Origin of the sequence: Tenacibaculum bernardetii, from assembly GCF_029125915.1 — a bacterium.
Lineage (GTDB): Bacteria > Bacteroidota > Bacteroidia > Flavobacteriales > Flavobacteriaceae > Polaribacter > Polaribacter bernardetii.
The window spans coordinates 79,741-104,357 of the sequence record NZ_JAQJCU010000001.1 but is presented as its reverse complement, the minus strand read 5'-3'; the positions used below and the strand labels follow the sequence as shown (position 1 = coordinate 104,357).

Below are 24,617 nucleotides of genomic sequence, written 5' to 3'. Positions count from 1 at the left end.
TTTTTATAGAAAGGAAATAGTCAATTGAATCCGTCAAGCTGAATTTATTTCAGTTTCTCATCCTGATTTGCTACAATTTTGTCAATTCGAGTGATTTTAATGACTAAAAGGAATTAAAATTGTATCGAGAATTTGAATCGTTTTATTTTGATGTTAAAAAAGTTCTCGATACAATTTTTTGAAGGAAAAAAAATCACTCGAATTGACAGTTTCTTTTTAAACAAGCTCTTAAACAAAAAACACCGTTAAATAATTTTAACGGTGTTTTGTATAAATAAATAAGATATTAAAATAGTTATTCGGTAACTTTTAAACGTGCTTTGGCGGTAACTGAAATATCAGAAAAATCGTTATTTAAATATTTTAAATAACCGGCAATGGCAATCATGGCAGCATTATCGGTAGTGTATTCAAATTTTGGAATGTAGGTTGTCCATCCCCAATGTTTTTCGGCAAGCTCTAAACGTTTTCTGATTTCTGAATTAGCAGAAACTCCACCAGCAATAGCAATGTGTTTAATATCTGTTTGTTTAACGGTGTTTTTTAATTTATCCATTAATATTTCAACAATTGTATGTTGAATAGAAGCACAGATATCGTGTAGGTTTTCTTCAATGAAATTTGAATTCTCTTTTACATTTTTCTGAATAAAACGTAAAATCCCTGTTTTTAATCCGCTAAAACTAAATTGTAAATCGCCCACTTTAGGCTTTGTAAATTGATATGCTTTCGGATTACCTAACTGCGCATATTTGTCAATTAAAGGACCACCAGGATAAGGTAAGCCTAGTATTTTTGCTGATTTATCAAAGGCTTCCCCCACAGCATCATCAATAGTTTCACCTAAAATTTCCATCTCAAAATGATTGGTGATTTTTACAATCTGGGTATGTCCGCCACTTATGGTTAAGCACACAAAAGGAAAAGGCGGTATTTTACTACCCTCATCTTTAATAAAATGAGCCAAAATATGCGCCTGCATATGGTTTATATCTATTAGCGGAATATTTAAACCTAAGGCAAAGGATTTAGCAAATGAAGTACCTACCAATAACGATCCCATTAAGCCAGGACCACGTGTAAAAGCAATAGCATTTAAATCGTGTTTGGTAATATTAGCTTGTTCGATAGCTTGTTGTACTACCGGAACAATATTTTGCTGATGCGCTCTTGATGCAAGTTCGGGAACAACACCGCCATATTTAGCATGTATTTCCTGATTGGCAACCACATTACTTATTACTTTTCCGTTATAAATTACCGAAGCACTTGTGTCGTCACAAGAGCTTTCAATACCTAAGATATAGCTGTTTTTTGTACTCAATGTATGTTGTATTAAAATGCAAAAATATCGATATTGCGTTAGAATTTCGTTAAAATTAATATTTCTTTAAAATAAGGCAACATTTTTGCAGTTAGCTGAGTACATTTGTTAGTCATTTATAAATAACATTCTCATTAAAAAAGTAGGCGAAATATTGTGGAGATTTTTAAAGTACTTTGTGCTTTTATTAGTCTTGCTTATTATTTTATTATCACTACCAATTGTTCAAAGCGAACTAGCGAAACAAGCAACGAACTGGCTTAACAAAGAGTACAATACTAATATTGTTGTTAAGAAGGTAGATTTATCATGGTTGGGGAGTGTTCAGCTAAAAGGAATTGAAATTAGAGACCATCATAAAGATACCCTAATTTTTGTTGAAAATTTAAGCACTTCTCTACAAAATGTTAAACGAATAGTAGAGAATAATGTTGATTTAGGCGAAGCTTCTTTAAGTGGTGCTTATTTTAATATGAAAAAATACAAAGGAGAAGACGACGATAACATGTCTATCTTTATCGACAGTTTTGATGATGGTAAACCTAAAGATAGCTTATCTAATCCTTTTGTATTAAAAAGTAATAAAATTACTTTAGAGAACTTAACGTTTAAACTACTAGATGAAAACGAAAGAAATCCACTTAAATTTGCCGCTTATAACGCTTACGGAAACATATTAGATTTTTCTATTATTGGGCCTGACATTTCTTTGAATATGAGGGGAATGAGTTTTACAGAAAATAGAGGCATTAAGGTATCTAACTTAACAACTGATTTTATATACACAAGATCGTATATGAATTTAGATAAAACAGTATTAGAAACTAGCCATAATTCAAAAATACAAGGAGACATAAAATTTACCTACGACCGTAAAGATTTTGTGAACTTTAATGATAAAGTAAAAATTAAAGCAAATTTTGTTAAAAGTGCTCTTGCTGTTAAAGATTTAAATAAATTATATGACGAGTTAAACGGTAATGATATTTTGTACTTTCAAGGAAATATTAATGGTGTATTAAATAACTTTAGTGCGAACAATATTAGACTTTATTCTAAAAACGGAATGAAAGTTATTGGAGACATGGGTTTTGTTAATGCAGTTAAAACAAGTAGAGGATTTGTTTTTGATGCAGATTTAGACAATGTTACCGCAAATTATTCTCAATTAAAAAATGTATTGCCTAACTTATTAGGTAAATCCTTACCGCCAGAATTTGAAAGATTAGGCGACTTTAAATTAAAGGGGCTTATTAGAATTACGCCCGAACAAATGGATGCGACACTTTCTGTAAATTCAGAAATAGGATCGATAACTTCTGACCTTCAGTTAACCAATATAGATAAAATTGAAGACGCTACTTATATTGGTGAAGTAGAATTTAAAAATTTAGATTTAGGAGTTTTTGCAAATGATGCTGTATTAGGAAAAGTATCATTAAAGGCAGATGTTAATGGAAGTGGTTTTAATGTAAATAATATAAATACTATTATTATAGGTAAAGTTAGTAGCTTAGAATTTAATGATTATAATTACAAAAACTTAAACGTTAACGGACAATTTCAGAACAAGAAATTTGATGGTTTGCTAAGTTCTAAAGATGATAATTTTAATTTGAGATTTGAAGGATTAGCGGATTTTTCATCAGAAATAAATAAGTTTGATTTTATTGCGAATATTGATAAGATAGATCTAAAAAGAACAAATTTATTTACTCGCGATAGTATTTCTGAGTTAAAGGGTATTATCAATTTAAATATATCAGGAAATACTTTTGATGATATTGTAGGAAAAGCAACTTTCGAAAACTTAATTTATACAAATCAAAAACAACAATATCCTTTTAAAATATTCGAAATAAACTCATCGGTAAAAGATAGTATTAAAACAATAGAGGTAAACTCTGAAGATATTGTAAGAGGAGCATTAAAAGGGAAATTTACGTTTGAAGAACTAATTCCGATAACTCAAAATGCTTTGGGAAGTGTTTATACAAATTACCAACCTAATAAAGTAGCACCAAATCAGTTTTTAGATTTCGATTTTACTATTTATAATCAAATTATAGATATCTTTTTACCAAACATATCTATAGGTAAAAACACAAGGTTAAAAGGAAAAATAAATTCAGATAAGAATGCATTAAAACTAATTTTTACTTCACCCGAAGTTGATGTTTATAAGAATGTTATAGAAAATATAGTGTTAAGAATGGATAATAAAAATCCATTATATAATACGCAGTTAACGGCAAGTAAAATTAACACAAAACATTATAATATAGAAAAACTGAATCTTTTAAACAGAACAGAAAATGATACTTTGTATTTTAAATCTGTTTTTAAAGGTGGCAAGGAGTATTCTGAAAGTTTCAATTTAGATTTTTATTATACCATTAATGAATTGCAAAAATCGGTTATGGGAATTCAAAAATCTACTCTTAATTACAAAGGATTTGATTGGGTTATAAATGAAAAAGAAGATAGAAATCATAAAGTAGCGTTCGATTTAAAGAAGAATAATTTTAAGATTAGTCCATTTGTATTTCAATCCGCAGCACAAAAAATTGAATTTAAGGGAGTTGTTAGAGACAGTACATATAAAGATTTAGAAGCTACTTTTGATAAGGTTAAATTAGGGAGTTTTTTGCCCTTGGTTGATAGTTTGCGTTTAGATGGTGATTTAAGCGGAGTTATAGATTTTAAGCAAGAAGGAGATAAAATAGCACCAAAAGGAAATTTAACCATAGATAATTTTAAAATAAATGAGTTTTCGCAAGGTGATTTAGCGCTAGATGTTACTGGAAACAATTCTTACGAAAAATACAACGTAAATCTTTCTTTAGTTAGTGAAAATGCTAAGAATATTTCGGCAAAAGGGGAGATTGATTTATCAAAAAAGAGATCAACAATTGATTTGGATGTGTCTTTAAAAGAATACGAATTAGCTGCTTTTAGTCCTTTAGGAAAAGAAGTTTTAAGTAAGTTACGAGGAAAAGTTACTGGAGATTTTACAGCCAAAGGGTTTTTAAATAACCCTGATTTTCAGGGAGTATTAAAATTTAAAGATGCTGGTTTAACTTTTCCGTATTTAAATATCGATTTCGACTTTAAAGGTAAAACAAGCATTACTTTAGATAAGCAGCAGTTTACACTAAATAATTTCTTATTAGAAGATACAAAACACAAGACGAAAGGAACTTTATCAGGATATATTGCGCATCAAAATTTTAAAGATTGGTATTTAAAACTAGATATAAAAACTCGAAATTTATTAATATTAGATACCTCAGAAACTGAGGAGTCTTCTTATTATGGTACAGGATTTTTAGATGGAAGTGCAGAAATTAGAGGACTTACTAGTAATTTAGATATTATTGTAGAAGGTAAAACAAACAAAGGAACTGTGTTTGTAATTCCTTTAAACAACGTAAAAACAATAGATAATTATAGGTTAATCCGTTTTAAAACAGGTAAGCCCGAAGATGAAAATATAAATAAGACAATAAAGGATATAAAAGGACTCGATTTAAAAATAAATCTAGCAGTAACCAAAGATGCTATTGCTCAGGTAGTGATAGATAAAGTTTCGGGAAGTGAGTTAAAAGGGAGTGGAGAAGGAAATTTAAGAATTGATATTAATACGCTTGGTAAATTTAAAATGTATGGAGACTTTGAAATAGATAAAGGATTATATAATTTTAAATATGCCGGAATAACAAAACCTTTTACGGTTCAAAAGGGAGGAACGATTGCTTGGAACGGAAGTCCGTATGATGCAGAGTTAGATTTAACTGCAATTTATAAGACCAAAGCAAATCCGTCACAATTGTTAGATAATATTAACTCGAATCGAAAAATACCTATTGATTTATATACTAAAATAACAGGAGGTTTATTTAGTTCAAAGCAAGAGTTTGATATTAAAATTCCGAACGCAAATTCAACAGTAGCATCAGAGTTAGAATTTATTTTAAACGGAAATGATTTAAATACAAAAATGCAACACTTTACATTTTTGTTAGCCTTTGGTACTTTTTATAATGAAGAAACAATAGGTAATAGCGCAGCATCAGGATTAACAGGTACGGCATCAGAAATAGCCTCAAGTATTTTAACAGATATGTTAAATAGTAAAGGAAATAAGTTTCAATTAGGATTAGGTTATACCCAAGGAGATAGAGGTGATGTTAATAGTTTGCGATCAGATGATCAGGTAGATGTATCTATCTCAACGCAATTAAGCGATCGTGTTCTTGTTAATGGTAAAGTAGGGGTTCCGGTGGGAGCAAATACACAAACAAGTGTTGTAGGTGAGGTAAAGGTGGAAGTTTTATTAAATGAAGAAGGTAATTTAAGAGGAACTGTTTTTAACCGACAAAACGAAGTGCAATATTCTACAGAAGAAGAAGGCTATACACAAGGTATTGGTCTTTCATATCAAGTAAACTTTAATAATTTATCAGATTTAGGCAAAAAATTAGGTTTAAAGAAAAAAACCGTAAAAAAAGACAGTTTACAACCCCAAAAGAAAAAATTAATACGCTTTAAGGCAAAAGAAGAGAAAGAATAACCATATTTATATGAACAGAACCAAAAAAGATTACTTGGTAATCATGTTAAAAGGAATTGCCATGGGAGCAGCAGATGTTGTTCCTGGAGTTTCTGGAGGAACCATTGCTTTTATTTCAGGAATTTACGAGGAATTGTTAAGATCGATAAGTAATATTAATTTAGGCCTATTTAAGACATTAAAAAATGATGGTTTAAAAGCTGCTTGGAAACAATTAAATGGTAATTTTTTAGCATCGCTATTTGTTGGGATGTTTATTAGCGTTATTTCTTTAGCAAAAGTAATTTCTTGGTTATTAACAAGCCATCCAATTTTATTGTGGTCTTTTTTCTTCGGATTGGTTTTAGCAAGTGTAATTTATATTGCAAAACAAATTACAAAATGGAATATTATAGCCTTTTTTTTGGTTGCTTTAGGTGCCGTTGTAGCATATTATATAACAACTTTAAATCCGATGATATCCGAAAATTCATCAACTCTTTTTATGTTTTTTGCAGGTGCAATAGCTATTTGTGCTATGATTTTGCCAGGTATTTCAGGTTCGTTTATATTAGTGCTTTTAGGAGCTTATAAGCCTGTGTTAGCCGCAGTAAATAATCGTGATTTTACAACGATAGCAGCTATTGGAGCAGGAGCAATTATAGGATTGTTATCTTTTTCTAGAGTTTTAAAATACTTATTTGCAAATTATAAAAATTATACACTAGCTGTTTTAACGGGGTTTATAATAGGTTCGTTAAATAAAATTTGGCCTTGGAAAAAAGCATTAACATTTAGAACAAATTCTCACGGAGAGCAAGTGCCTTTTAATGAGTTATCAGTTTCACCTTTTGCATATGATGGAAATCCGCAATTAATGTATGCATCAATATTAATCATCATCGGTTTTGCATTAATCTTACTACTAGAAAAACTTGCTGTAAAAGAGCAATAGAAAATAAGTATCTTAGAGCTCTAATAGCATAGAATGTATATACAACGTACACTATTACAAAAAATAAACCTTTTTTTTAAAGGGTTAATTATGGGAAGTGCCAATAAAGTACCGGGAGTTTCTGGTGGTATGGTAGCTTTTGTAATGGGGTTTTATAAAGAGCTTATTTTTTCTTTTCAAAGAATAAATGGCAAGGCCTTTATGTTGCTTTTTAAAGGGAGATTTAAAAGTTTTGCAGCGTATATCAATTTACAGTTTTTAGTTTCGGTAATGTTAGGTAGCATGTTTAGTTACTTTAGTATTTCCTTAGTTTTAGATTATTTTTTAAAAAATTACGAGTTATATGTATGGGCGTGGTTTTTTGGAATGATTATAGGGTCTATTTATTATATTTCAAAAGATTTTAAAGATTGGCGACTAAAAAACTTAGTAGCATTAGTAATAGGAGTATCAATAGGCGTGTTTATTAGTTTTATGACACCTGCAAAAGAAAATGACAATCTTTGGTTTGTTTTTATATGCGGAATTATAGGTGTTTCTGGAATGACATTGCCAGGCCTTTCGGGCTCATTTATTCTAATTTTATTAGGTAATTATGTATTACTATTGGTTGACAGTGTAAATGTTCTAGGAAGTGTTGTTACAAATATTTTGTCGGGAGATTTTGAAGTTTTAAAAGATCAAACAAAAATTAGATATTTAAAAATTATAAGTGTTTTTACAGCAGGTTCTGCATTTGGGTTAGTTTCTATGTCGCATATATTAGGCTATGTTTTAAAAAGGTGGAATCAAATAGTAACAGCAGTTATTATAGGTTTTATTACCGGATCTTTAGGTATTGTATGGCCATGGAAAAAAACAATATACAAAGTAAATAACGACGATTTTTTATTAGATCAGCAAGGAAATAGAGTTGTTGAAAACTACGAGCGATTTATGCCAGATTTTTCGATAGTAGAAACGTGGATTTCAATAGGCTATATCATTTTTGGTATTGCCTTAATTTTAATTATAGATTTTTATGGAAGAAAAAGAAAATAGCAATGTTTATGCTTTAGTGGGTAAAAACATTTCATATTCATTTTCGAAAGGATATTTTACAAATAAATTTAAAGAGTTAGGGCTTGATAGTAATGAGTATGTAAACTTTGATATTCAAGAAATAAAAGAACTGCCTTTAAAAATAAAAGCACATAAAAAACAATTAAAAGGAATGAATGTAACGATTCCTTATAAGTTAGATGTTTTTAATTATTTAGATAAAATAGATAGAAAAGCGCAAAAAGTAGGCGCAGTTAACACTATAAAAATATCTAAAAAAGGAAAGTTAAAAGGTTTTAATACGGATGTTTATGGATTTAAAAAGTCTTTAAAACCGTTATTAAAAAATCATCATAAAAAAGCTTTAATTTTAGGTACAGGTGGTGCGTCTATGGCGGTTGCTTATGTGCTTAAGAAATTAAACATTAAATATAAATTTGTTTCAAGAAATCCGCAAGGGAATAGGCAAATTGCATATCAAGATGTAACAAAGAAAATGATTAAATCTCATCACTTAATAATTAATTGTACACCTTTAGGAACACATCCTAATATTAGTGATTGCCCAGATATTCCTTATCAATTTATATCAAAAGAACATTTATTGTTTGATTTAATATATAATCCATCCGAAACAACTTTTTTAAGAAAAGGAAAAGAGAATGGTTCCGTAATAAAAAACGGATTGGAAATGTTAGAGCAGCAAGCAGAAAAAGCTTGGAAAATATGGAATGATAACTAACGATAACTACTTGAAAATAAAATTTGGTATTCTATTAGAATCCGTATATTTATAAAATTAATTATTAGGAACTTAAACATTGTAGATATGTTAGAAAATAACGAAGAAAAATTACAACAACCAATTACTGAAGAAAATACTGTAGTAAAAGCAGAAACTGAAAATGCAGTAAACGAAGTAGAGAATGAAGTGGCTAACGATGCTGAAAAAGCAGATGAAAAGCACGAAATACCAATGTTAGAATATACTTCTATGGAGTTAGATTCATTGGTTGAAGAATTAAAAAAGTTATTAGCTAACTATCAAGTACAGCAGTTAAAATCGAATATCGATTCGCTTAAAAATGCATTTAATGCTAAGTTTGGTGCATTATTAGCAGAGAAAAAAGAAGTTTTCCTGGCTGAGGGTGGAAATTCAATCGATTTTCAGTTCTCAAGTCCTGTAAAAGCAGAATACAATAAGTTACTAGGAGAGTATAAAACAAAACGAGATGCTTATTATTCACAATTAGAAAATCAATTAAAAGAAAACCTTACTAAAAGGAATGTTTTAATAGATGAGTTAAAAACGTTGATTGTAACTGCCGATGCAAAAACGATGTACAACGATTTTCAAAAAATTCAAAAAAGCTGGAAAACGATTGGACCTGTACCCAAAACAAAATATAATGATACTTGGAAGGTTTACCATCATCATGTAGAGCGTTTTTATGATTTATTAAACTTAAATAAAGACTTTAGAGAGCTTGACTTTAAACATAATTTAGAAGAGAAATTAAAGTTAATTACGCGAGCAGAAGAATTAAACGAGGTAGCAGATGTAAATGTTGCATTTAAAGATTTACAAGACTTACACCGTTTGTGGAAAGAAGAAATAGGCCCTGTAGGAAAAGAACATAGAGAAGATGTTTGGGGTAAATTTAGTGAAGCTACCAAAAACATACACGACAAACGACACTTATACTTTAAAGAGTTAAAATCTAAGTATCAAGAAATGATTGATGCTAAATTAGTAGTTATAGCAGAGATAGATGCATTTGATACTTCTAAGAATAAATCACATAACGATTGGCAGAAAAGTATTGTAGAGTTAGAAAAATTAAGAAAAAAATATTTCGACATAGGTAAATTGCCTTATAATAAAAGTGAAGCTGTTTGGCAACAATTTAAAAACGCAACCAAAAAGTTTAACAGCGCTAAAAACGTTTTTTATAAAGCAGAGAAAAGTACTCAAAATGAGAATTTAAAAAGAAAAATAGCCTTAATAGAGCTTGCTGAAAGTATAAAAGATAGTGACGATTGGGAAGAAACGACCAATACAATGAAGCGTATTCAGTCTGATTGGAAAAAGGTTGGTCATGTGCCAAGAAAGTTTTCTGATGATATATGGAAACGTTTTAAAAATGCATGTAATTTCTACTTCGATAGATTACATGCTCAAAAAGACGAACAAAATAAAGAGCAGTTAGTTGTTGTAGAAACTAAAAAAGAATTTTTAGAGAACCTTAAAACATCCGAAGATTTAACGCTAGAAGCTATTAAAGAAAGTATTGTTAATTGGAGAAATTTAGGTTCTTTGCCAAGAAACGCTCGTCATTTAGATGAGAAATTTAACAAGGCTATAGACGCTCATTTAGGAAACCTAAATATGAGTAAAGCTGATATCGAAATGATGAAGTTTAAAAATGTTGTAGATACTTACTTGTTGCAAGAAGATTATAAGAAATTAGATAACGAGCAGTACTTTATTCGTAAAAAAATAGATGAATCTGTTCGCGATATGCAGCAGTTAGAGAATAACTTAAGTTTTATATCGAATGCTAAAGATGACAACCCTTTGGTTTTAAATGTTCGCAAAGGAATTCAGGAATTTAAAGACCAATTAGCTATTTGGAAATCTAAATTATCATATGTAAAAAAGTTAGATTATTAATTTAACTTTTTTAATAATTACTATAAAACTCGAATCTTATGATTCGAGTTTTTTTATATAATATAGCGATAATTTTTTACCAATAATTTAATTTCTTATATTAAGAAAATATAAATACTCAATGAATATTAGAATTTTGTAAATGAATTATTAAACCCTTATTTATTTAGGTTTTTTATAATGATTTAGCTTTAAAATTTATTTTTATTTTTTTTACTATATAAAATATAAAATGCTCTATGTTTGTTGTCTGAAAATTAAATAATTTAATGAAAATGCAAAAATTAAGAATTGCAGTATTATCAAGGAATCCAGAGTTATATTCAACAAAAAGATTAGTCGCTGCAGGAGAAGCACGCGGACATGAAATGTTGGTGATAGATCATGGAAAATGTGATTTGTTAATTGAGAAAAAAAAGCCGCAAATATATTATAAAGGTAAACTTTTAGAAAACATAGATGCAGTAATTCCAAGAATTGGAGCATCAATTACTTTTTATGGTACTGCAGTTGTTCGCCAATTCGAGATGATGAATGTTTTTTCTACATTAAACTCTCAAGCTTTGGTGTGTTCTAGAGATAAGTTGCAAAGTATGCAAGTACTATCTAAGGCTGGTTTAAATATGCCTAAAACTACCTTTACAAATAACTCTAAAAATGTTAGTGCCGTAATAAATAAAGTAGGGGGAGCTCCTTGTATTATTAAATTACTTGAAGGTACGCAAGGTGTAGGTGTTGTTTTGGCAGAAACAAAAAGTGCGGCAGAATCGGTATTAGAAGCCTTTAATGGTTTGCAAGCACGTGTTATTGTTCAGGAATTTATAGCAGAGGCTAAAGGAGCAGATTTACGTGTTTTTGTAGTTGATGGAAATGTAGTTGGAGCAATGAAAAGACAAGGTAAAGAAGGTGAGTTTAGATCTAATTTACATAGAGGAGGAACTGCCGAATTATTTGAATTAACAGAAGAAGAAGAAAACGCTGCGTTAAAAGCTGCAAAGAAATTAGGTTTAAGTGTTTGTGGGGTAGATATGCTACAATCTAATTCAGGACCAATGATCATGGAAGTAAATTCTTCGCCTGGTTTAGAAGGTATAGAGCAAGCAACTAAATTAGATATCGCTAAAAACATTATTCGTTATATAGAAAGAAATGTCTAAAGAAATTACAATACTAGGAGAGAAAATTTTACCTGGTAAGTCGTATCAAATAAAAATGGATATTGCGCGATTACATACAAGAACAAAAATAGAAGTTGCTGTTATTGTAAGTAGAGCCAAAAAAGATGGACCTTGCGTATTAGTAAGTGCAGGTATTCATGGTAATGAGGTGAATGGAATTGAGATTGTTAGACAAATAGTTGCTAATAAATACAATGTGCCAGATGCAGGGATGATTATATGCGTTCCTGTGGTAAACGTATTTGGGTTTATCATTAAGACAAGAGAATTTCCTGACGGTAAAGATTTAAATAGAAGTTTTCCTGGTACTAAAAAAGGTTCTTTAGCAAGTAATTTTGCGTATTCTTTTATGAATGAGGTAGTTGAGTATGCAGATTATTGTATTGATTTTCATACAGGTGGTGATGATAGATTTAATTATCCGCAGGTAAGAATTTCTGAAGATGATACGGATACTTTTAATTTAGCTAAGATTTTCGGAGCTAAGTTTGTTAAATACTCTTCTGAGCGTGATAAGTCTTTTAGAGCGTCGGCTGTTGCAATAGGAAAAAAAGTATTATTGTATGAAGGAGGAAAGTCTTTAGATATAAATAATAAAGTAACGCATGTTGGGGTTACAGGAATTTTAAATGTTTTAGATCATTTAGGTGTTAAAAAATTTCCAGCCACATATAAGCCTTTTGATAAAGATGACGAGCAAGTTGTTTTTAGCGATTCAAAATGGATAAGAGCTAGTGCTTCTGGTATGTATAGGTCATTATTACGTAATGGAGATCCTGTAGAAAAAGGAGCCGTTATTGGTTTGATAACCGATCCATATGGTTTTTTTGAAAGAAAAATAAAAGCATCTGTATCGGGTTATATTATTTGCTTAAACCATTCTCCAATCGTAAATCAGGGAGATGCGATTGCGCATATAGCAATTCACGATAGTTAAAATATTAAACTGTTATTATTACGCATAAAAAAAAGCCCTCGTTTTCGAGAGCTTTTTTTTATATTTAAAAGTAAAATATTAAACAAATAAGTTGTCAATTTTTTCTTTTTCTTCTTGCGCTAAAGCAGCATCTACTAAGATACGACCACTATGCTCATCGATTGTAATTTTCTTACGATTAGCAATTTCTAACTGTACCTGAGGTGGTATTGTAAAGAAAGAACCTCCTGCAGCACCACGTTCAATGGCAACTACGGCTAAACCATTTCTTACTTTTGTACGAATTCTGTTATAGGCAGTTAATAAATGGTCATCTATAGATTTTGCATATTCTATAGATTTATCTTTTAATAATTGTTCTTCTTTCTCTGTTTCTTTTAAAATAGCATCTAATTCATTTTTCTTGTGAGTTAAATGATTTTCTTGCTTTTTTAATTTCTCTTTAGTTTTTTCAATAACTTCGTTCTTCTGAGCTATTTTAACCTTGTATTCTTTAATTCTCTTTTCAGACAATTCAATTTCTAATTCTTGAAATTCAACTTCTTTTGTTAAAGAATCAAACTCACGATTGTTACGAACATTTTTTTGTTGTTCTGCATACTTTTCTATTAAAGCTTTAGATTCTGTAATAGCTAATTTTTTATTGCTAACATCAGTATCTATACTTGTAGCTTCTTCTTTTAACTTAGAAAGTCTTGTGTTTAATCCGGCAACTTCATCTTCTAAATCTTCAACTTCTAAAGGTAATTCACCACGAACATTTCTGATTTCGTCAATTCTAGAATCGATTAACTGTAAATCATATAACGCTCTTAACTTTTCTTCTACCGTTACTTCTTTTTTTGCCATCTGTTATATATAGTGTATTGGATTTGTACTTTTTTCACTTAAAATAATCGCAAAAGTACTAAATTTTTTACGAAGATAATCACTCAAAAGGTTTTTTGTAAACTGTTCACTTTCATAATGTCCAACATCAGCAAGTAATATTCTTTTTTCAGCTTTAAAAAACTCATGATATTTAAAATCAGCACTAATATAAGCATCTGCTTTCAATCTCATGGCATTTTTTATGGCAAAGCTTCCTGATCCGCCTAAAACAGCAACTTTTTTAATTGGTTTATCTAACAATTCAGAATGTCTAACGCAATCAGTTTTAAAAGTTTTCTTAACAAAAGTTAGAAATTCCTTTTCATTCATAGGGTTTGCTAATTCACCAAGCATTCCCATACCTATATGTTGGTTACTGTTTTCTAAAGTAATAATTTCGTAAGCTACTTCTTCATACAAATGAAAATCGAACAAAGCTTTTAATATTTTACCTTCTAAATAACTATCAAAAGTTACCGAAATACAGGTTTCTTCTTCAAACATGAATGTACCTTTTTCGCCAACGGTTGGGTTTGAGTTTTCTCCGCCTTTATAACTTCCTTTGCCTTCTACATTAAAAGAGCAATTTTCATAATTACCAATACTTCCTGCTCCGGCATTAAAAAGTTTGGTGCGTAATTTTTCAGCTTCAGCAATCGGAACATAGGTAGTAAGTTTCTTTATAATTCCTTTTTTAGGAATTAATGTTTTACAATTTTGTAAGCCTAAAACTTCACACATTTTAGCTGAAACTCCATTATTAACGTTATCTAAAGCAGTATGTGTAGCATAAATGGCAATGTTGTTTTGAATTGCTTTTAAAACAACACGCTCTACATAATTATTTCCATTTATTTTTTTCAATCCACTAAAAACAATCGGGTGAAAGCTTACAATTAAGTTGCAGTTGTTGGCAATAGCCTCATCAACGGTTTCTTCTAAAGTGTCAAGCGTAACTAAAACTCCAGTTACTTTTGTGTTATAACTTCCAATTAGTAAACCTACATTGTCAAAATCTTCAGCATACGAAAGTGGTGCTAGTTTTTCAATATGGTCAGTAACGTCTTTTATTTGCATTTTCTTGATTTAATGGATACCGCTAAGTTACTAAAACTTGTCATTACGAGGAAGAATGACGAAGTAATCTAATTTACCTTGAAAGATTACTTCACTTTGTTCGTAATAACGAAATAATTTTTACTTTTGATGTAATGAAATTACTTCGATTTTTATTATTTCCGTTTGCTGTTTTATACGACGTTGTTACAACGATTCGTAATTGGTTTTTTGAGTTAGGTGTATTAAAATCTACCTCTTTTGATATTCCTCTTATTGTAGTCGGAAACTTAAGCGTTGGTGGAACAGGAAAAACGCCACAAATAGAATATTTAATTCGTTTACTAAAAGATACACATAAGGTTGCAGTTTTAAGTAGAGGTTACAAGCGTAAAACAACAGGTTTTCAGATTGTAAATTCCAAACATGCTGCAGCTGATGTTGGTGATGAGCCTTTACAGTTTTATAAAAAGTTTAAAAATGAAGTAACCATAGCTGTTGATGCTGATAGAACAAACGGAATTCAACAATTATTAAAAAGTGATGTTTCGCCCCAAGTTGTTTTATTAGATGATGCTTATCAGCATAGAAAAGTAAAAGGAAGCAGTTATATTTTGTTAACGAAATATGACGATTTATATGTGGATGATTTTATTTTACCTACCGGAAATTTAAGAGAGAGTAGAAGAGGAGCAAATCGTGCAGCGATAATAATTGTTACGAAATGTCCTGAGAATTTATCAGAAGCAGCTAAAGAAAAAATCAGAAAAAAAATTAATCCTAGTATAAATCAACAGTTATTTTTTACCAGTATTTCTTACGATGAAAACTTAAAAGGAGCAGAATCTGAACTTACCATTGCTGATTTAAAGCATAAAGATGTTTTGTTAGTTACAGGAATTGCAAAGCCTAGTTCGTTATTAAGTTTTTTATCAAAAGAAAATATCAATTATAAGCATTTAGAATATGCAGATCATTATGATTTTAATGCGCAAGATATTTTAAAAATCGAAAAATTATTTAATGATTTAGCGTCTGAAAACAAGATAATCTTAACAACGGAAAAAGATTATATGCGTTTACAAGGTAAACTTAAAAACATGTGTTATATAACTATAAAAAGTGCTTTTTTATCAGAAGAAGAAAAGTTTAAGCAGTTTATAATTGATCATGTAAAAGCTGGAGAAAATACTAAATAACACGTTCATCGGCCTTGTAAGCACCACGGCGATGTAAAATCCATTGCGCTTCATCTAACGGATTTACACCTTTAAACTTCTTTGTTTTTCCTTCTCCTTCAGGACAAACAGCATATTCATGAAAAACGGTTCTTAAACGAAGTCTACCGCTGCAAATACTATTTAGTTTTATGCTAAGATCTAAAGACGTAGCAACAGGAATCGTACCCGATAATATTACCAAATCTTGCTCAAAAGTAGGTGTGTTTATAGTTGCTCTTCTATGAGTAAGTTCAGAAATTAATTTACCTAATAACTCTTCATTGGTTTTTATTTCAAAGCGTAATAAAGGTTCCAGCAAATGAGTTCCGCCATTTTCTAAACCTTTCATTATTCCCATTGGAGTGGCTAAATTAAAATCTCCAGCTCTAGAGTGCACATTATGATCTTCTCCTTTAATTAAAGTGATTTTTACATCGGTAACATTCCAGCCTAAAAGACCTTGTTCTAAGGCTTTTGGAATTGTTTTTGCTATTTCATTTTGATATTTATTATGAACATCATTTTTAGAAACAATTGATTGATACGTAATGCCAGAGTTTAACGCTGCTGGTTCAATTAAAAAAGTCATAATTGCCCAACAAGGTTTCGGCATCCAATAACGAATATAACCTTCGGCAACTTTAGTAATGGTTTCTTTATAAACTATTTGTGGATCTGTAAAATTTACAGCAATATTAAAGCGTTCTTGTAATAAGTAGGTGAGTACTTCTATTTGCATATCTCCCATTAATAAAAGAATCAATTCTTTTTCGGGTTTATGCCATTTAAATTGTAAACTCGGATCTTCTTTATCGATAAACTGTAATGCTTGAGCAAGGGCATTATAATCTTTGTCGTTAATGGCAATTACTTGTACGCTTAAAACGGGAATGTTTAATTCAGGTAAGGTTGGAATCTCTGAAGGATTTCCTAAAATATCACCTGCTTTTGTACCTAAAACTCCAGTAATTATACCGATGTCTCCTGCTGTAATATTAGTATCTAAATGTTTTGTATGATGAAATACTTTAGTCTGATTAATTTTAGTTTCTAATCCTTGTGTATGATTATTAATAACCGATTTGGTAGATAATTCACCCGAAAAAACTTTTACATGTGCCATTGCGCCATGAACTTTATTATGCTCTAATTTATATACGTAAGCGGCAACTTCTTCAGAAATATTTCTCTTTTTAGGTTTGATAAAATCTACCAATCCGTTTAATAAAATTTCAACACCAATGTTGTTTTTCGCAATTCCAGTAAAAACAGGAACTATCATATTGTTTGAAGTACTTTTTGCAATTGTGTTTAAATAGACTTCATCAGAAAAATGAATTCCGTTTAAATATTGAGTAAGCAGCTTTTCATCAGTTTCTATGAGTTCTTCAGTAATAGCTTCTTTTTGCTCCTTACTAATTTTATTATTGTTAAAAACCTCGGTTATATACGCAGAAGTTAAACCTTCATCATAACTCGTAGAAATAGCTACCGTTTTATATTGGAGCTCTTTTTTTATTTGTCGTAAAACGGCTTCTGTGTTTGCGCCTGGTCTGTCTATTTTATTGATGAAAATTAATGTAGGTATTTTTAAATTATGCAAAGCATCGACTATTGTTAAGGTATGTGCTTGCACGCCCTCAACAGCAGAAATTACTAAAATAACAGCATCAACAACACAAAGAGTTCTTGCAACCTCACTAGAAAAATCTACGTGGCCAGGAGTGTCAATTAAGTTAATTTTCGTGTTTTTCCAATTAAAAGAAGTCGTAGCAGCTTTAATCGAAATTCCGCGTTCTTTTTCTAAAGTTAAATTATCGGTAACTGCAGATCCTTTATCTACACTTCCTATTTTTCTAATAGCACCAACATGATATAACAAATGTTCTGTTAATGTGGTTTTTCCGGCATCTACATGTGCTAAAATACCAATATTAAGAATGTTAGAATGCTTCATTAATTAGTGTGATACTTGGTTTAGAATTAAAATTTCTTAGTAGCGGCTGCGCTTATTTGCTTGATGTCTTGTTCGTCTTTTCGCGGACAAATTAAAAGTACTCCATCTTTTTCAACCACAATAAAATCACTTAAACCTTGAATAATAACCTTTTTACCGCTTTCGGTACGAATCATATTTCCGCTTGCATCTCTAAAAATGGTTTCAGCACCTACAACAGCATTTTTTTGATCGTCTTTTTCTAATTTATTATACAAAGATCCCCAAGTACCAAGATCATTCCAACCAAAATCTACCGGTAAAATATGTACATTATTCGAGCGTTCCATAATTCCGTAATCAATAGAAATATCTTCACATTTTTCGTAATTGTTTTTAATAAAGTCAGCTTCTAAATCAGTATTATAAATAGTATTTGTGCCTTCTAAAACCGTTAACATATTTGGTAAGTGCTTTTTAAAAGCGGCTAAAATGCTTTTGGTAGACCAAATGAAAATTCCTGCATTCCATAAATAATCACCACTAGCTATAAATTCTTTTGCAGTTGCTAAGTTCGGTTTTTCAGTAAATTTTTTTACCTTTTTTATATTCGAAGAACTTTCTTCAAACTGAATATATCCATAACCAGTATTTGGTGTATTTGGTTGGATACCTAGCGTCATTAAAGAGCTGTTTTTTGCGGATGTTTCAAACGAAGTTTTGATGTTATTTAAAAATTCAGTTTCATCTTCAATCCAATGATCAGAAGGTGCAACTAACATAACAGCATCTTTATTTTGGCTATGAATTTTTAAAGCCGCATATAAAATACAAGGAGCTGTGTTGCGCATTGCCGGCTCTAATAAAAGTTGCTTTTTGGTAGTTTTTGGTAATTGCTCTAAAACCAAACTTTCATAACGTTCGTTTGTGGCAATTAAAATATTCTCAGCCGGAATTAAAGCATTAATTCGATTAAAAGTACGCTGAATTAACGATTCACCAGTTCCTAACATATCATGAAACTGTTTCGGGTATTCTTGCGTGCTTACTGGCCAAAAACGTGAACCAACACCGCCGGCCATAACTATTGCGTAATAATTTTTATTCATAATAATTAGTTATAATTCCTTAAAGATAGACGTTTTATTTATATGTTTGAATCTACTAACTTTACTTCTGCATTTTGATTAAAAAGATATACTCTTTTGTTCGTTAAATTTAAACATTCATAACGAGTTCTGCGTTTATTTCCTCTTTTGTATAAAGTATTTTTAAACTGAAAAACACTATTAACAGGAACTTGAAAGATAAAATTCTTTCCGTTTTCAGCTTCACCACCACGTAGCGCTAAAGATAAATTAACATCCGTATCGGTACTTGCTTTCGGGTTTTTAAGATAGTTAGCCAAATAAGGTAATATTTCCTTCGGATAAATATCTGGTTGTAAAAATGGCAACATTAAATGCTGAAAAACTGTTTTCCAATGTTTGCCATGAGGTTGTACTCGCCCAAACCTTTTATGCGTAACATGATGCGCAATTTCATGAATTAAAGTCAGTAAAAACTGAAATTCGTTCAGGTTATTATTAACAGTAATCTGTGTTTGTCCGTTCGGAAAAGTCCTAAAATCACCATGTTTGGATTGTCGCTGATTTACAATTTTAAGATTGATTTTATGCTCGTTAATTAAATACTCAACTAACGGAATTGCTTTTTCAGGGATATATTTTATAAGTGTTTTGTACAATGAAAGTTTTTTATGGCGTTGAACTAGATACTTCTAGTACTTTTCCGTTGTAAAACTTGTTTCCTGTTAAAGCGAAATCAAAAATATAACTTGCCATTTCTTTTGCTGATAATGGAGCAACATAACCAGGAAAAGCTTCTTCTAACATTTCGGTTTGTACAGCGCCTAAAGCCAATATATTAAAGGCTATTTGTTGTTCTTTGTATTCTTCAGCTAATAGTTCAGATAAAGTAATTACGGCTCCTTTAGCAGAGCTATAAGCAGCTAAACCTGGAAATTTCATGCTTCCTTGTACTCCGCCCATAGAACTAACGGTAACTACATGACTTCCTTTTTTGAAAAATGGAATCAATAGCTTTGTTAATTCGGCAACAGCAAATACATTTACTTTATAAACTTCCTGGAAATCAGCCGTAGTTAAATCTGTAAAAGGCTTATTTACTAGTTTTCCTGCGTTGTTAATTAAAACATCAACAGTTTTCCATTCTTTTTTAATGAATAAGGTTGCTTTGTTTAAATCGTCATTATTAGATAAATCGACAGCTATCGTAGTAATGTTTTTATGATTTATTTTTTCTAACGGACTTGTGTTTCTTGATAAAGCAAGTACTTTATGTCCTTCGTTTGCAAACTGTTGTGCTAGTTCAAAACCAATACCTCTACTGGTTCCTGTAATTACAATATTTTTCATTTAATAGGATAAGTTAAACAAGCAAGCTACTTAAAATTTTCATACATTTATAGTTCAAACTAAATTTTTATCATGAAAAAAAATAGCTTTTTACTTTTGTTTTTATTGATTGTAACTTATTCTTTTAGTCAGAACACTTATGTTTTATGCGGAAAGTTAATTGATACAGCTTCTGGAGAAATTCAAACAGAAAAAACAATTGTTGTTAATGACAATAAAATCACACATGTTAAAAATGGCTACATTATGCCAAGAGATAAAACATCTAAAATAATAGATTTAAGAGATAAAGTTGTAATGGCTGGCTTGATAGATATGCATGTACATATTGAAATGGAATTTGATGCTAAAACGCGCTTAAACAAATATACTTTAAACGAAGCAGATGTAGCTTATAATTCTGTTGGTTTTGCAAAATCAACCTTGTTAAACGGATTTACAACGGTAAGAGATTTGGGTGGAACTGGAGTAAATATATCAATAAAAAAAGCAATAGAAGCTGGGAAAATACCTGGGCCAAGAGTTTTTACAGCAGGTAAATCATTGGCAACAACGGGTGGTCATGCAGACCCTACAAACGGAAGTAGTAGAGTTTTAACTGGTAATCCGGGGCCAAAAGAAGGTGTTGTAAATTCGGTTGAAGACGCTAAAAAAGCGGTACGTCAGCGTTATAAAAATGGAGCAGATTGTATTAAAATTACAGCAACAGGTGGCGTTTTAAGTGTGGCTAAATCTGGCGATAATCCACAATTTACAATTGAGGAGGTAAAAGCAATATGTGATATGGCTAAAGATTACGGAATGCATGTCGCTGCTCATGCTCACGGTGATGAGGGAATGCAGCGTGCAATAATTGGCGGTGTAAAAACTATTGAACACGGAACTTATATGAGTGATGAAACGATGGAATTGATGAAAAAACACAACGCTTTTTTAGTGCCAACAATTACAGCAGGAAAAGAGGTAGAAGAGAAAGCTAAAATAAAAGGATTTTATCCGGATATTGTAGTTCCGAAAGCTTTAGCTGTTGGTCCAAAAATTCAAGGAACATTTGCAAAAGCATATAAGAAAGGTGTAGGAATTGCATTTGGTACCGATGCAGGAGTTTTTAAACACGGTAACAATGGTAAAGAATTTGGTTATATGGTAGAAGCAGGTATGCCAGCGATAGAAACGATTCAGGCAGCAACTATTACCAATGCTAAAATATTAAAGATGGAGAATGAAATAGGGCAAATTAAAAAAGGTTTCTTCGCAGATATTATAGCTGTAGACGAAGATCCAACTAAAAATATTAAAACAATGGAAAACGTTATTTTTGTAATGAAAAACGGAATCGTTTATAAGAAATAAATAAAAAGAGCGGTTTTAAAACCGCTCTTTTTATTAAAATGTTATGTGTTGGTATGCACCAATATCAGGATTTGTTGTTCTATCAATTCCTAAAATATCTTCAGAAATAGCGGATGCTTTTGCTTTGTTAATAGCTTCAGAATTTTCACCAATTATAAAATGATTTAAAGAGGTGTTTTTAAAGTTAGGTTCTCCATTTAAAATAATATTTTTATAATGAGTAGCATCATCAAAATTCAACTCTGTATTACTAGCAAACGAATCATTAAAATCATTAAACTGAATCATAGAGTTTTCAATATTATAATTAAAATCGCTACCGTCATTTTTATCTAAAACAAATTCAATATTGTTGTTACCTTCAATAATACAGTTGGTGAAGGTAGCAGCAATTAAATCTCTTGTAGCTGTTACTTCATCATTATTACTATTAAGAAAATTAGTGTAATTATTTACTAAAACTGTAGGTAGCTGACGGAAACTATTGCTCCAATAATTAGCAAAAGTAGCATGAGTAAAATTATAAGTTCCCCCAAAAGTACAAGCTAAAGAAGATTGTCCGGCGTTACCAATAACGATGTTTTCTCCTTTAATATTAGTATCCCTTCCTAAGATTCCATAATTAGAATTGTTATAAATTTCTGTGTTTTTTATAGACAATGTAGGTGAAGCAACATTGCTAATACTATCAACAAGTACACCGATGGTTCCGTTTTTAATTAAGGCATGGTTAATTTCATTTTCAGCACTACCTGCACGTAGCCAAATAGTTCCCCATTGGCCCGGTATATTGTTAAATCGTTGTTCTAGTCGGTCGCTTTCAAAAATAACTTTACTGTCAAGAGTTCCGTTTACTTTTAAACTTCCTTTTTTATCTACTATTAAACCTGAGTTATTGTGAAAGTAAATTTTTGCACCAGCATTAATTGTTAATGTTTTTTCTGACGGTACAGTAGCATAACCGTAAATAACATATGGTTTCTCATCAGTAAAAGTTAATTCAGTATCTGTTAAAAAACGACCTTGAATTTCAGAATCTTTTCCATCTATAGTTAAGGTTTCAATTCCCATACTATTTTTTGATGGGAATATAAAAGTGGCATCTTGCACTAAAGTAATTAAGTCAACATCTTGTTGATTATTTCCGTTATCAAATAATAATTTATCTGTATATAAAGGATCTGTTGTAGTGTTAAAATCAATAGTAGTTTCTACAAAAACATAGATACTATCATTCGCTAAAATATCAATATCATTAAAGTTTTTACCAGGTATTCCATCAACATTTAAACGATAATTAGAACTGTTTCCGTTCTCTAATTTAATTTCCGGAATTGTAATCGATTTATTACTTCGGTTATATACTTTTAAATTGTAGGTGGCCGAGCCTATATTCGAAAAAACGGTGTCTAAAAATATGGTGTCTTTAGAGAATTCTAATTTCCCGAAATTAGGAACAGTTTTAAAATCTTTTCTACACGAGCTTACAGCAATTAAAATAAAGACAGCTAAAATTTGAAGGGAGTATCTCATATATAAAAGAAGGCAGATTAATAACGGTTAAAAGGTAAAGATATTATTTTTTAATCAACTCAATTTCAAATAATTTCCCCCAATGCTTTCCTGTAACAAATAAACGGTTGTTTTCTTTGTCGTATGCAATTCCGTTTAAAACATCATCATTTGGGTCTAATTGTTGATTTTTAGCAACGATATCTCTTAGTCCGTTTAAATTAGCAACACCTTCAACAACACCGGTTTCTGGATTGATAATTACAATAGAATTTTGCTGCCATTTATTGGCGTAAATTTTGCCATTAATTAATTCTATTTCATTTAAGTTGTCTACAGAATATTTGTTGGTGTATACTTGAATACTTCTTTTTTCAGTTTGATTTTCGGTATTTAAAAACCATATTTTATTTGTTCCGTCAGATTTTATTAACTCAGTTTCGTTGTGCGTTAACCCCCAACCTTGGTTACTCTTGTTGTAATCAAACTCACCAATTTGCTTAAAAGTATCTAGGTTATAAATAAAACCTTTACGAGCTTGCCATGTTAACCAGTACACTTTATTATTATAAATAGTCATTCCTTCACCAAAGTACTCTTTATCTAAATCAATTTTTTGAAGAACATCACCTGTTTTTAAATCAACCTTTCTTAAAGTTGATTCCCCTTTACGACCTGTAGTTTCGTATAAAAACCCATCTTTATACTCCAATCCTTGCGTGTAAGCATCTTTGTCATGAGGAAAAGTGTTTATAATAGTATAAGAATAAACAGCAGGAGCGTTTTTAGCTAAAATTTCAATAGAATTATTAACTTTTTTAGATTTATTAGGATAAAAAGCCAATGCAGTAACCGCATGTTTACCAACACCAAAATCGGCTGTATTAATTGTTAAGCTTGTTTCGTTTTTATTTATACGCTTATTATTAACGAATAAGTGAACAGAATCGATCTTTTCACCTTTAAGTTGTTCGAATTTAATAGCAGCCTTTTGCCCTAAAGTGGTTTTTTTAGAAGTATTTAACTTAAATTTGTATCCAGAATTACTACAAGAAGTAATAAATAATGTTGATAAAGCTAAAGTGAAGTATGTATAAATACGCATATTTTATAGTTTGATTTCTAATTTATTCGTTTACACTACAAATTAAAACAATTTATTTGTTTGAAAATTAAAAAATATGGTTAAATTTGCATCCTCAAACAGCTAAAACAATTTTAGTGTAAAACTTTACCATTTTTACAACGTTTGATAAAAAAACAAAACAATATTTAAAAGTCATTTAAGATGCGTAAAGGAATACATCCAGAAAATTATAGAATGGTAGCTTTTAAAGATATGTCTAACGGAGATGTATTTTTAACACGTTCAACTGCTAACACTAAAGAAACTTTAGAAGTAGAAGGAGCTGAATACCCATTAATCAAATTAGAAATTTCAAGAACTTCTCACCCTTTTTACACAGGTAAGTCTAAATTAATTGATACTGCAGGACGTATTGATAAGTTCAAAAATAAATACTCGAAATTTAAAAAATAATTTCAAGTATCTAAGATATTTAAAAGCTCTA

The 24,617-nt window shown here is 30.4% G+C and carries 19 protein-coding genes; 10 read left to right on the top strand and 9 right to left on the bottom strand.

The window, feature by feature from the left end:
* Positions 1-295: 295 nt before the first annotated feature.
* The gene (gene tsaD / locus P2G10_RS00465) at positions 296-1,324 is read right to left on the bottom strand and encodes a tRNA (adenosine(37)-N6)-threonylcarbamoyltransferase complex transferase subunit TsaD (RefSeq protein WP_275314738.1); all 1,029 of its coding nucleotides are present in this window, start codon (positions 1,322-1,324) and stop codon (positions 296-298) included.
* 178 nt (positions 1,325-1,502) lie between these two features.
* Here tsaD and P2G10_RS00460 point away from each other — a divergent pair, with 178 nt between their 5' ends.
* The 7 genes from P2G10_RS00460 (at position 1,503) to P2G10_RS00430 (ending at position 12,661) form a co-directional block, all read left to right on the top strand.
* Positions 1,503-5,897: a translocation/assembly module TamB domain-containing protein gene (locus P2G10_RS00460; protein WP_275314737.1), complete on the top strand. Its 4,395-nt coding sequence runs from the start codon at positions 1,503-1,505 to the stop codon at positions 5,895-5,897.
* A gap of 10 nt (positions 5,898-5,907) precedes the next feature.
* Positions 5,908-6,831 carry a polyprenyl-phosphate transporter gene (locus P2G10_RS00455; RefSeq protein WP_275314736.1) on the top strand — a complete coding sequence of 308 codons (924 nt, stop codon included), beginning with the start codon at positions 5,908-5,910 and terminating at the stop codon, positions 6,829-6,831.
* Positions 6,832-6,864: 33 nt separating this feature from the next.
* Positions 6,865-7,872 carry a DUF368 domain-containing protein gene (locus P2G10_RS00450; protein ID WP_275314735.1) on the top strand — a complete coding sequence of 336 codons (1,008 nt, stop codon included), beginning with the start codon at positions 6,865-6,867 and terminating at the stop codon, positions 7,870-7,872.
* Positions 7,853-8,614, top strand: a complete 762-nt coding sequence (locus P2G10_RS00445) for a shikimate dehydrogenase family protein (RefSeq protein WP_218773000.1) — start codon at positions 7,853-7,855, stop codon at positions 8,612-8,614. The genes P2G10_RS00450 and P2G10_RS00445 overlap by 20 nt, the downstream gene beginning before the upstream one ends.
* Before the next feature lie 87 nt (positions 8,615-8,701).
* On the top strand, positions 8,702-10,546 hold the full coding sequence (locus tag P2G10_RS00440; RefSeq protein WP_275314733.1) for a DUF349 domain-containing protein: 1,845 nt from the start codon (positions 8,702-8,704) through the stop codon (positions 10,544-10,546).
* Positions 10,547-10,815: 269 nt separating this feature from the next.
* Complete coding sequence (gene rimK / locus P2G10_RS00435) at positions 10,816-11,703, top strand: 30S ribosomal protein S6--L-glutamate ligase (RefSeq protein WP_255554310.1); 888 nt, start codon at positions 10,816-10,818, stop codon at positions 11,701-11,703.
* On the top strand, positions 11,696-12,661 hold the full coding sequence (locus P2G10_RS00430) for a succinylglutamate desuccinylase/aspartoacylase family protein (protein WP_275314730.1): 966 nt from the start codon (positions 11,696-11,698) through the stop codon (positions 12,659-12,661). The genes rimK and P2G10_RS00430 overlap by 8 nt, the downstream gene beginning before the upstream one ends.
* Before the next feature lie 78 nt (positions 12,662-12,739).
* On the opposite strand, the gene P2G10_RS00425 is transcribed toward P2G10_RS00430, so the two are convergent.
* Positions 12,740-13,510, bottom strand: coding sequence for a zinc ribbon domain-containing protein (locus P2G10_RS00425; protein WP_218772997.1), 771 nt, complete (start codon positions 13,508-13,510; stop codon positions 12,740-12,742).
* Between the two features lie 3 nt (positions 13,511-13,513).
* Complete coding sequence (locus P2G10_RS00420; protein WP_275314727.1) at positions 13,514-14,608, bottom strand: Nif3-like dinuclear metal center hexameric protein; 1,095 nt, start codon at positions 14,606-14,608, stop codon at positions 13,514-13,516.
* A gap of 134 nt (positions 14,609-14,742) precedes the next feature.
* Here P2G10_RS00420 and lpxK point away from each other — a divergent pair, with 134 nt between their 5' ends.
* Complete coding sequence (lpxK, locus tag P2G10_RS00415) at positions 14,743-15,786, top strand: tetraacyldisaccharide 4'-kinase (protein ID WP_275314726.1); 1,044 nt, start codon at positions 14,743-14,745, stop codon at positions 15,784-15,786.
* Here lpxK and P2G10_RS00410 read toward each other — a convergent pair.
* The 4 genes from P2G10_RS00410 to P2G10_RS00395 are packed head-to-tail and all read right to left on the bottom strand — an operon-like array spanning position 15,779 to position 20,181.
* Positions 15,779-17,764 carry a GTP-binding protein gene (locus tag P2G10_RS00410; RefSeq protein ID WP_275314724.1) on the bottom strand — a complete coding sequence of 662 codons (1,986 nt, stop codon included), beginning with the start codon at positions 17,762-17,764 and terminating at the stop codon, positions 15,779-15,781. The two genes, lpxK and P2G10_RS00410, sit on opposite strands and share 8 nt — an antisense overlap.
* A 26-nt stretch (positions 17,765-17,790) precedes the next feature.
* Positions 17,791-18,852, bottom strand: coding sequence for a mannose-1-phosphate guanylyltransferase (locus tag P2G10_RS00405; RefSeq protein WP_218772993.1), 1,062 nt, complete (start codon positions 18,850-18,852; stop codon positions 17,791-17,793).
* A 38-nt stretch (positions 18,853-18,890) separates the two neighbouring features.
* Entirely contained in the window at positions 18,891-19,490 is a 600-nt protein-coding gene (locus P2G10_RS00400) for a SprT-like domain-containing protein (RefSeq protein ID WP_218772992.1), read from the bottom strand.
* Positions 19,491-19,500: 10 nt separating this feature from the next.
* Positions 19,501-20,181: an SDR family NAD(P)-dependent oxidoreductase gene (locus P2G10_RS00395; protein WP_275314721.1), complete on the bottom strand. Its 681-nt coding sequence runs from the start codon at positions 20,179-20,181 to the stop codon at positions 19,501-19,503.
* Positions 20,182-20,253: 72 nt separating this feature from the next.
* Between P2G10_RS00395 and P2G10_RS00390 the strand changes: the two genes are divergently transcribed.
* Positions 20,254-21,534 carry a metal-dependent hydrolase family protein gene (locus P2G10_RS00390; protein ID WP_275314720.1) on the top strand — a complete coding sequence of 427 codons (1,281 nt, stop codon included), beginning with the start codon at positions 20,254-20,256 and terminating at the stop codon, positions 21,532-21,534.
* Positions 21,535-21,567: 33 nt separating this feature from the next.
* Here the strand turns inward: P2G10_RS00390 and P2G10_RS00385 are convergent, their stop codons facing one another.
* Both P2G10_RS00385 and P2G10_RS00380 read right to left on the bottom strand, forming a co-directional pair.
* The gene (locus tag P2G10_RS00385; RefSeq protein ID WP_275314718.1) at positions 21,568-23,067 is read right to left on the bottom strand and encodes a hypothetical protein; all 1,500 of its coding nucleotides are present in this window, start codon (positions 23,065-23,067) and stop codon (positions 21,568-21,570) included.
* A gap of 43 nt (positions 23,068-23,110) precedes the next feature.
* On the bottom strand, positions 23,111-24,151 hold the full coding sequence (locus tag P2G10_RS00380; protein WP_275314716.1) for a glutaminyl-peptide cyclotransferase: 1,041 nt from the start codon (positions 24,149-24,151) through the stop codon (positions 23,111-23,113).
* Positions 24,152-24,334: 183 nt separating this feature from the next.
* On the opposite strand from P2G10_RS00380, the gene P2G10_RS00375 reads away from it, so the two are divergent.
* Positions 24,335-24,586 carry a type B 50S ribosomal protein L31 gene (locus tag P2G10_RS00375; protein ID WP_218772987.1) on the top strand — a complete coding sequence of 84 codons (252 nt, stop codon included), beginning with the start codon at positions 24,335-24,337 and terminating at the stop codon, positions 24,584-24,586.
* Positions 24,587-24,617: the final 31 nt, after the last annotated feature.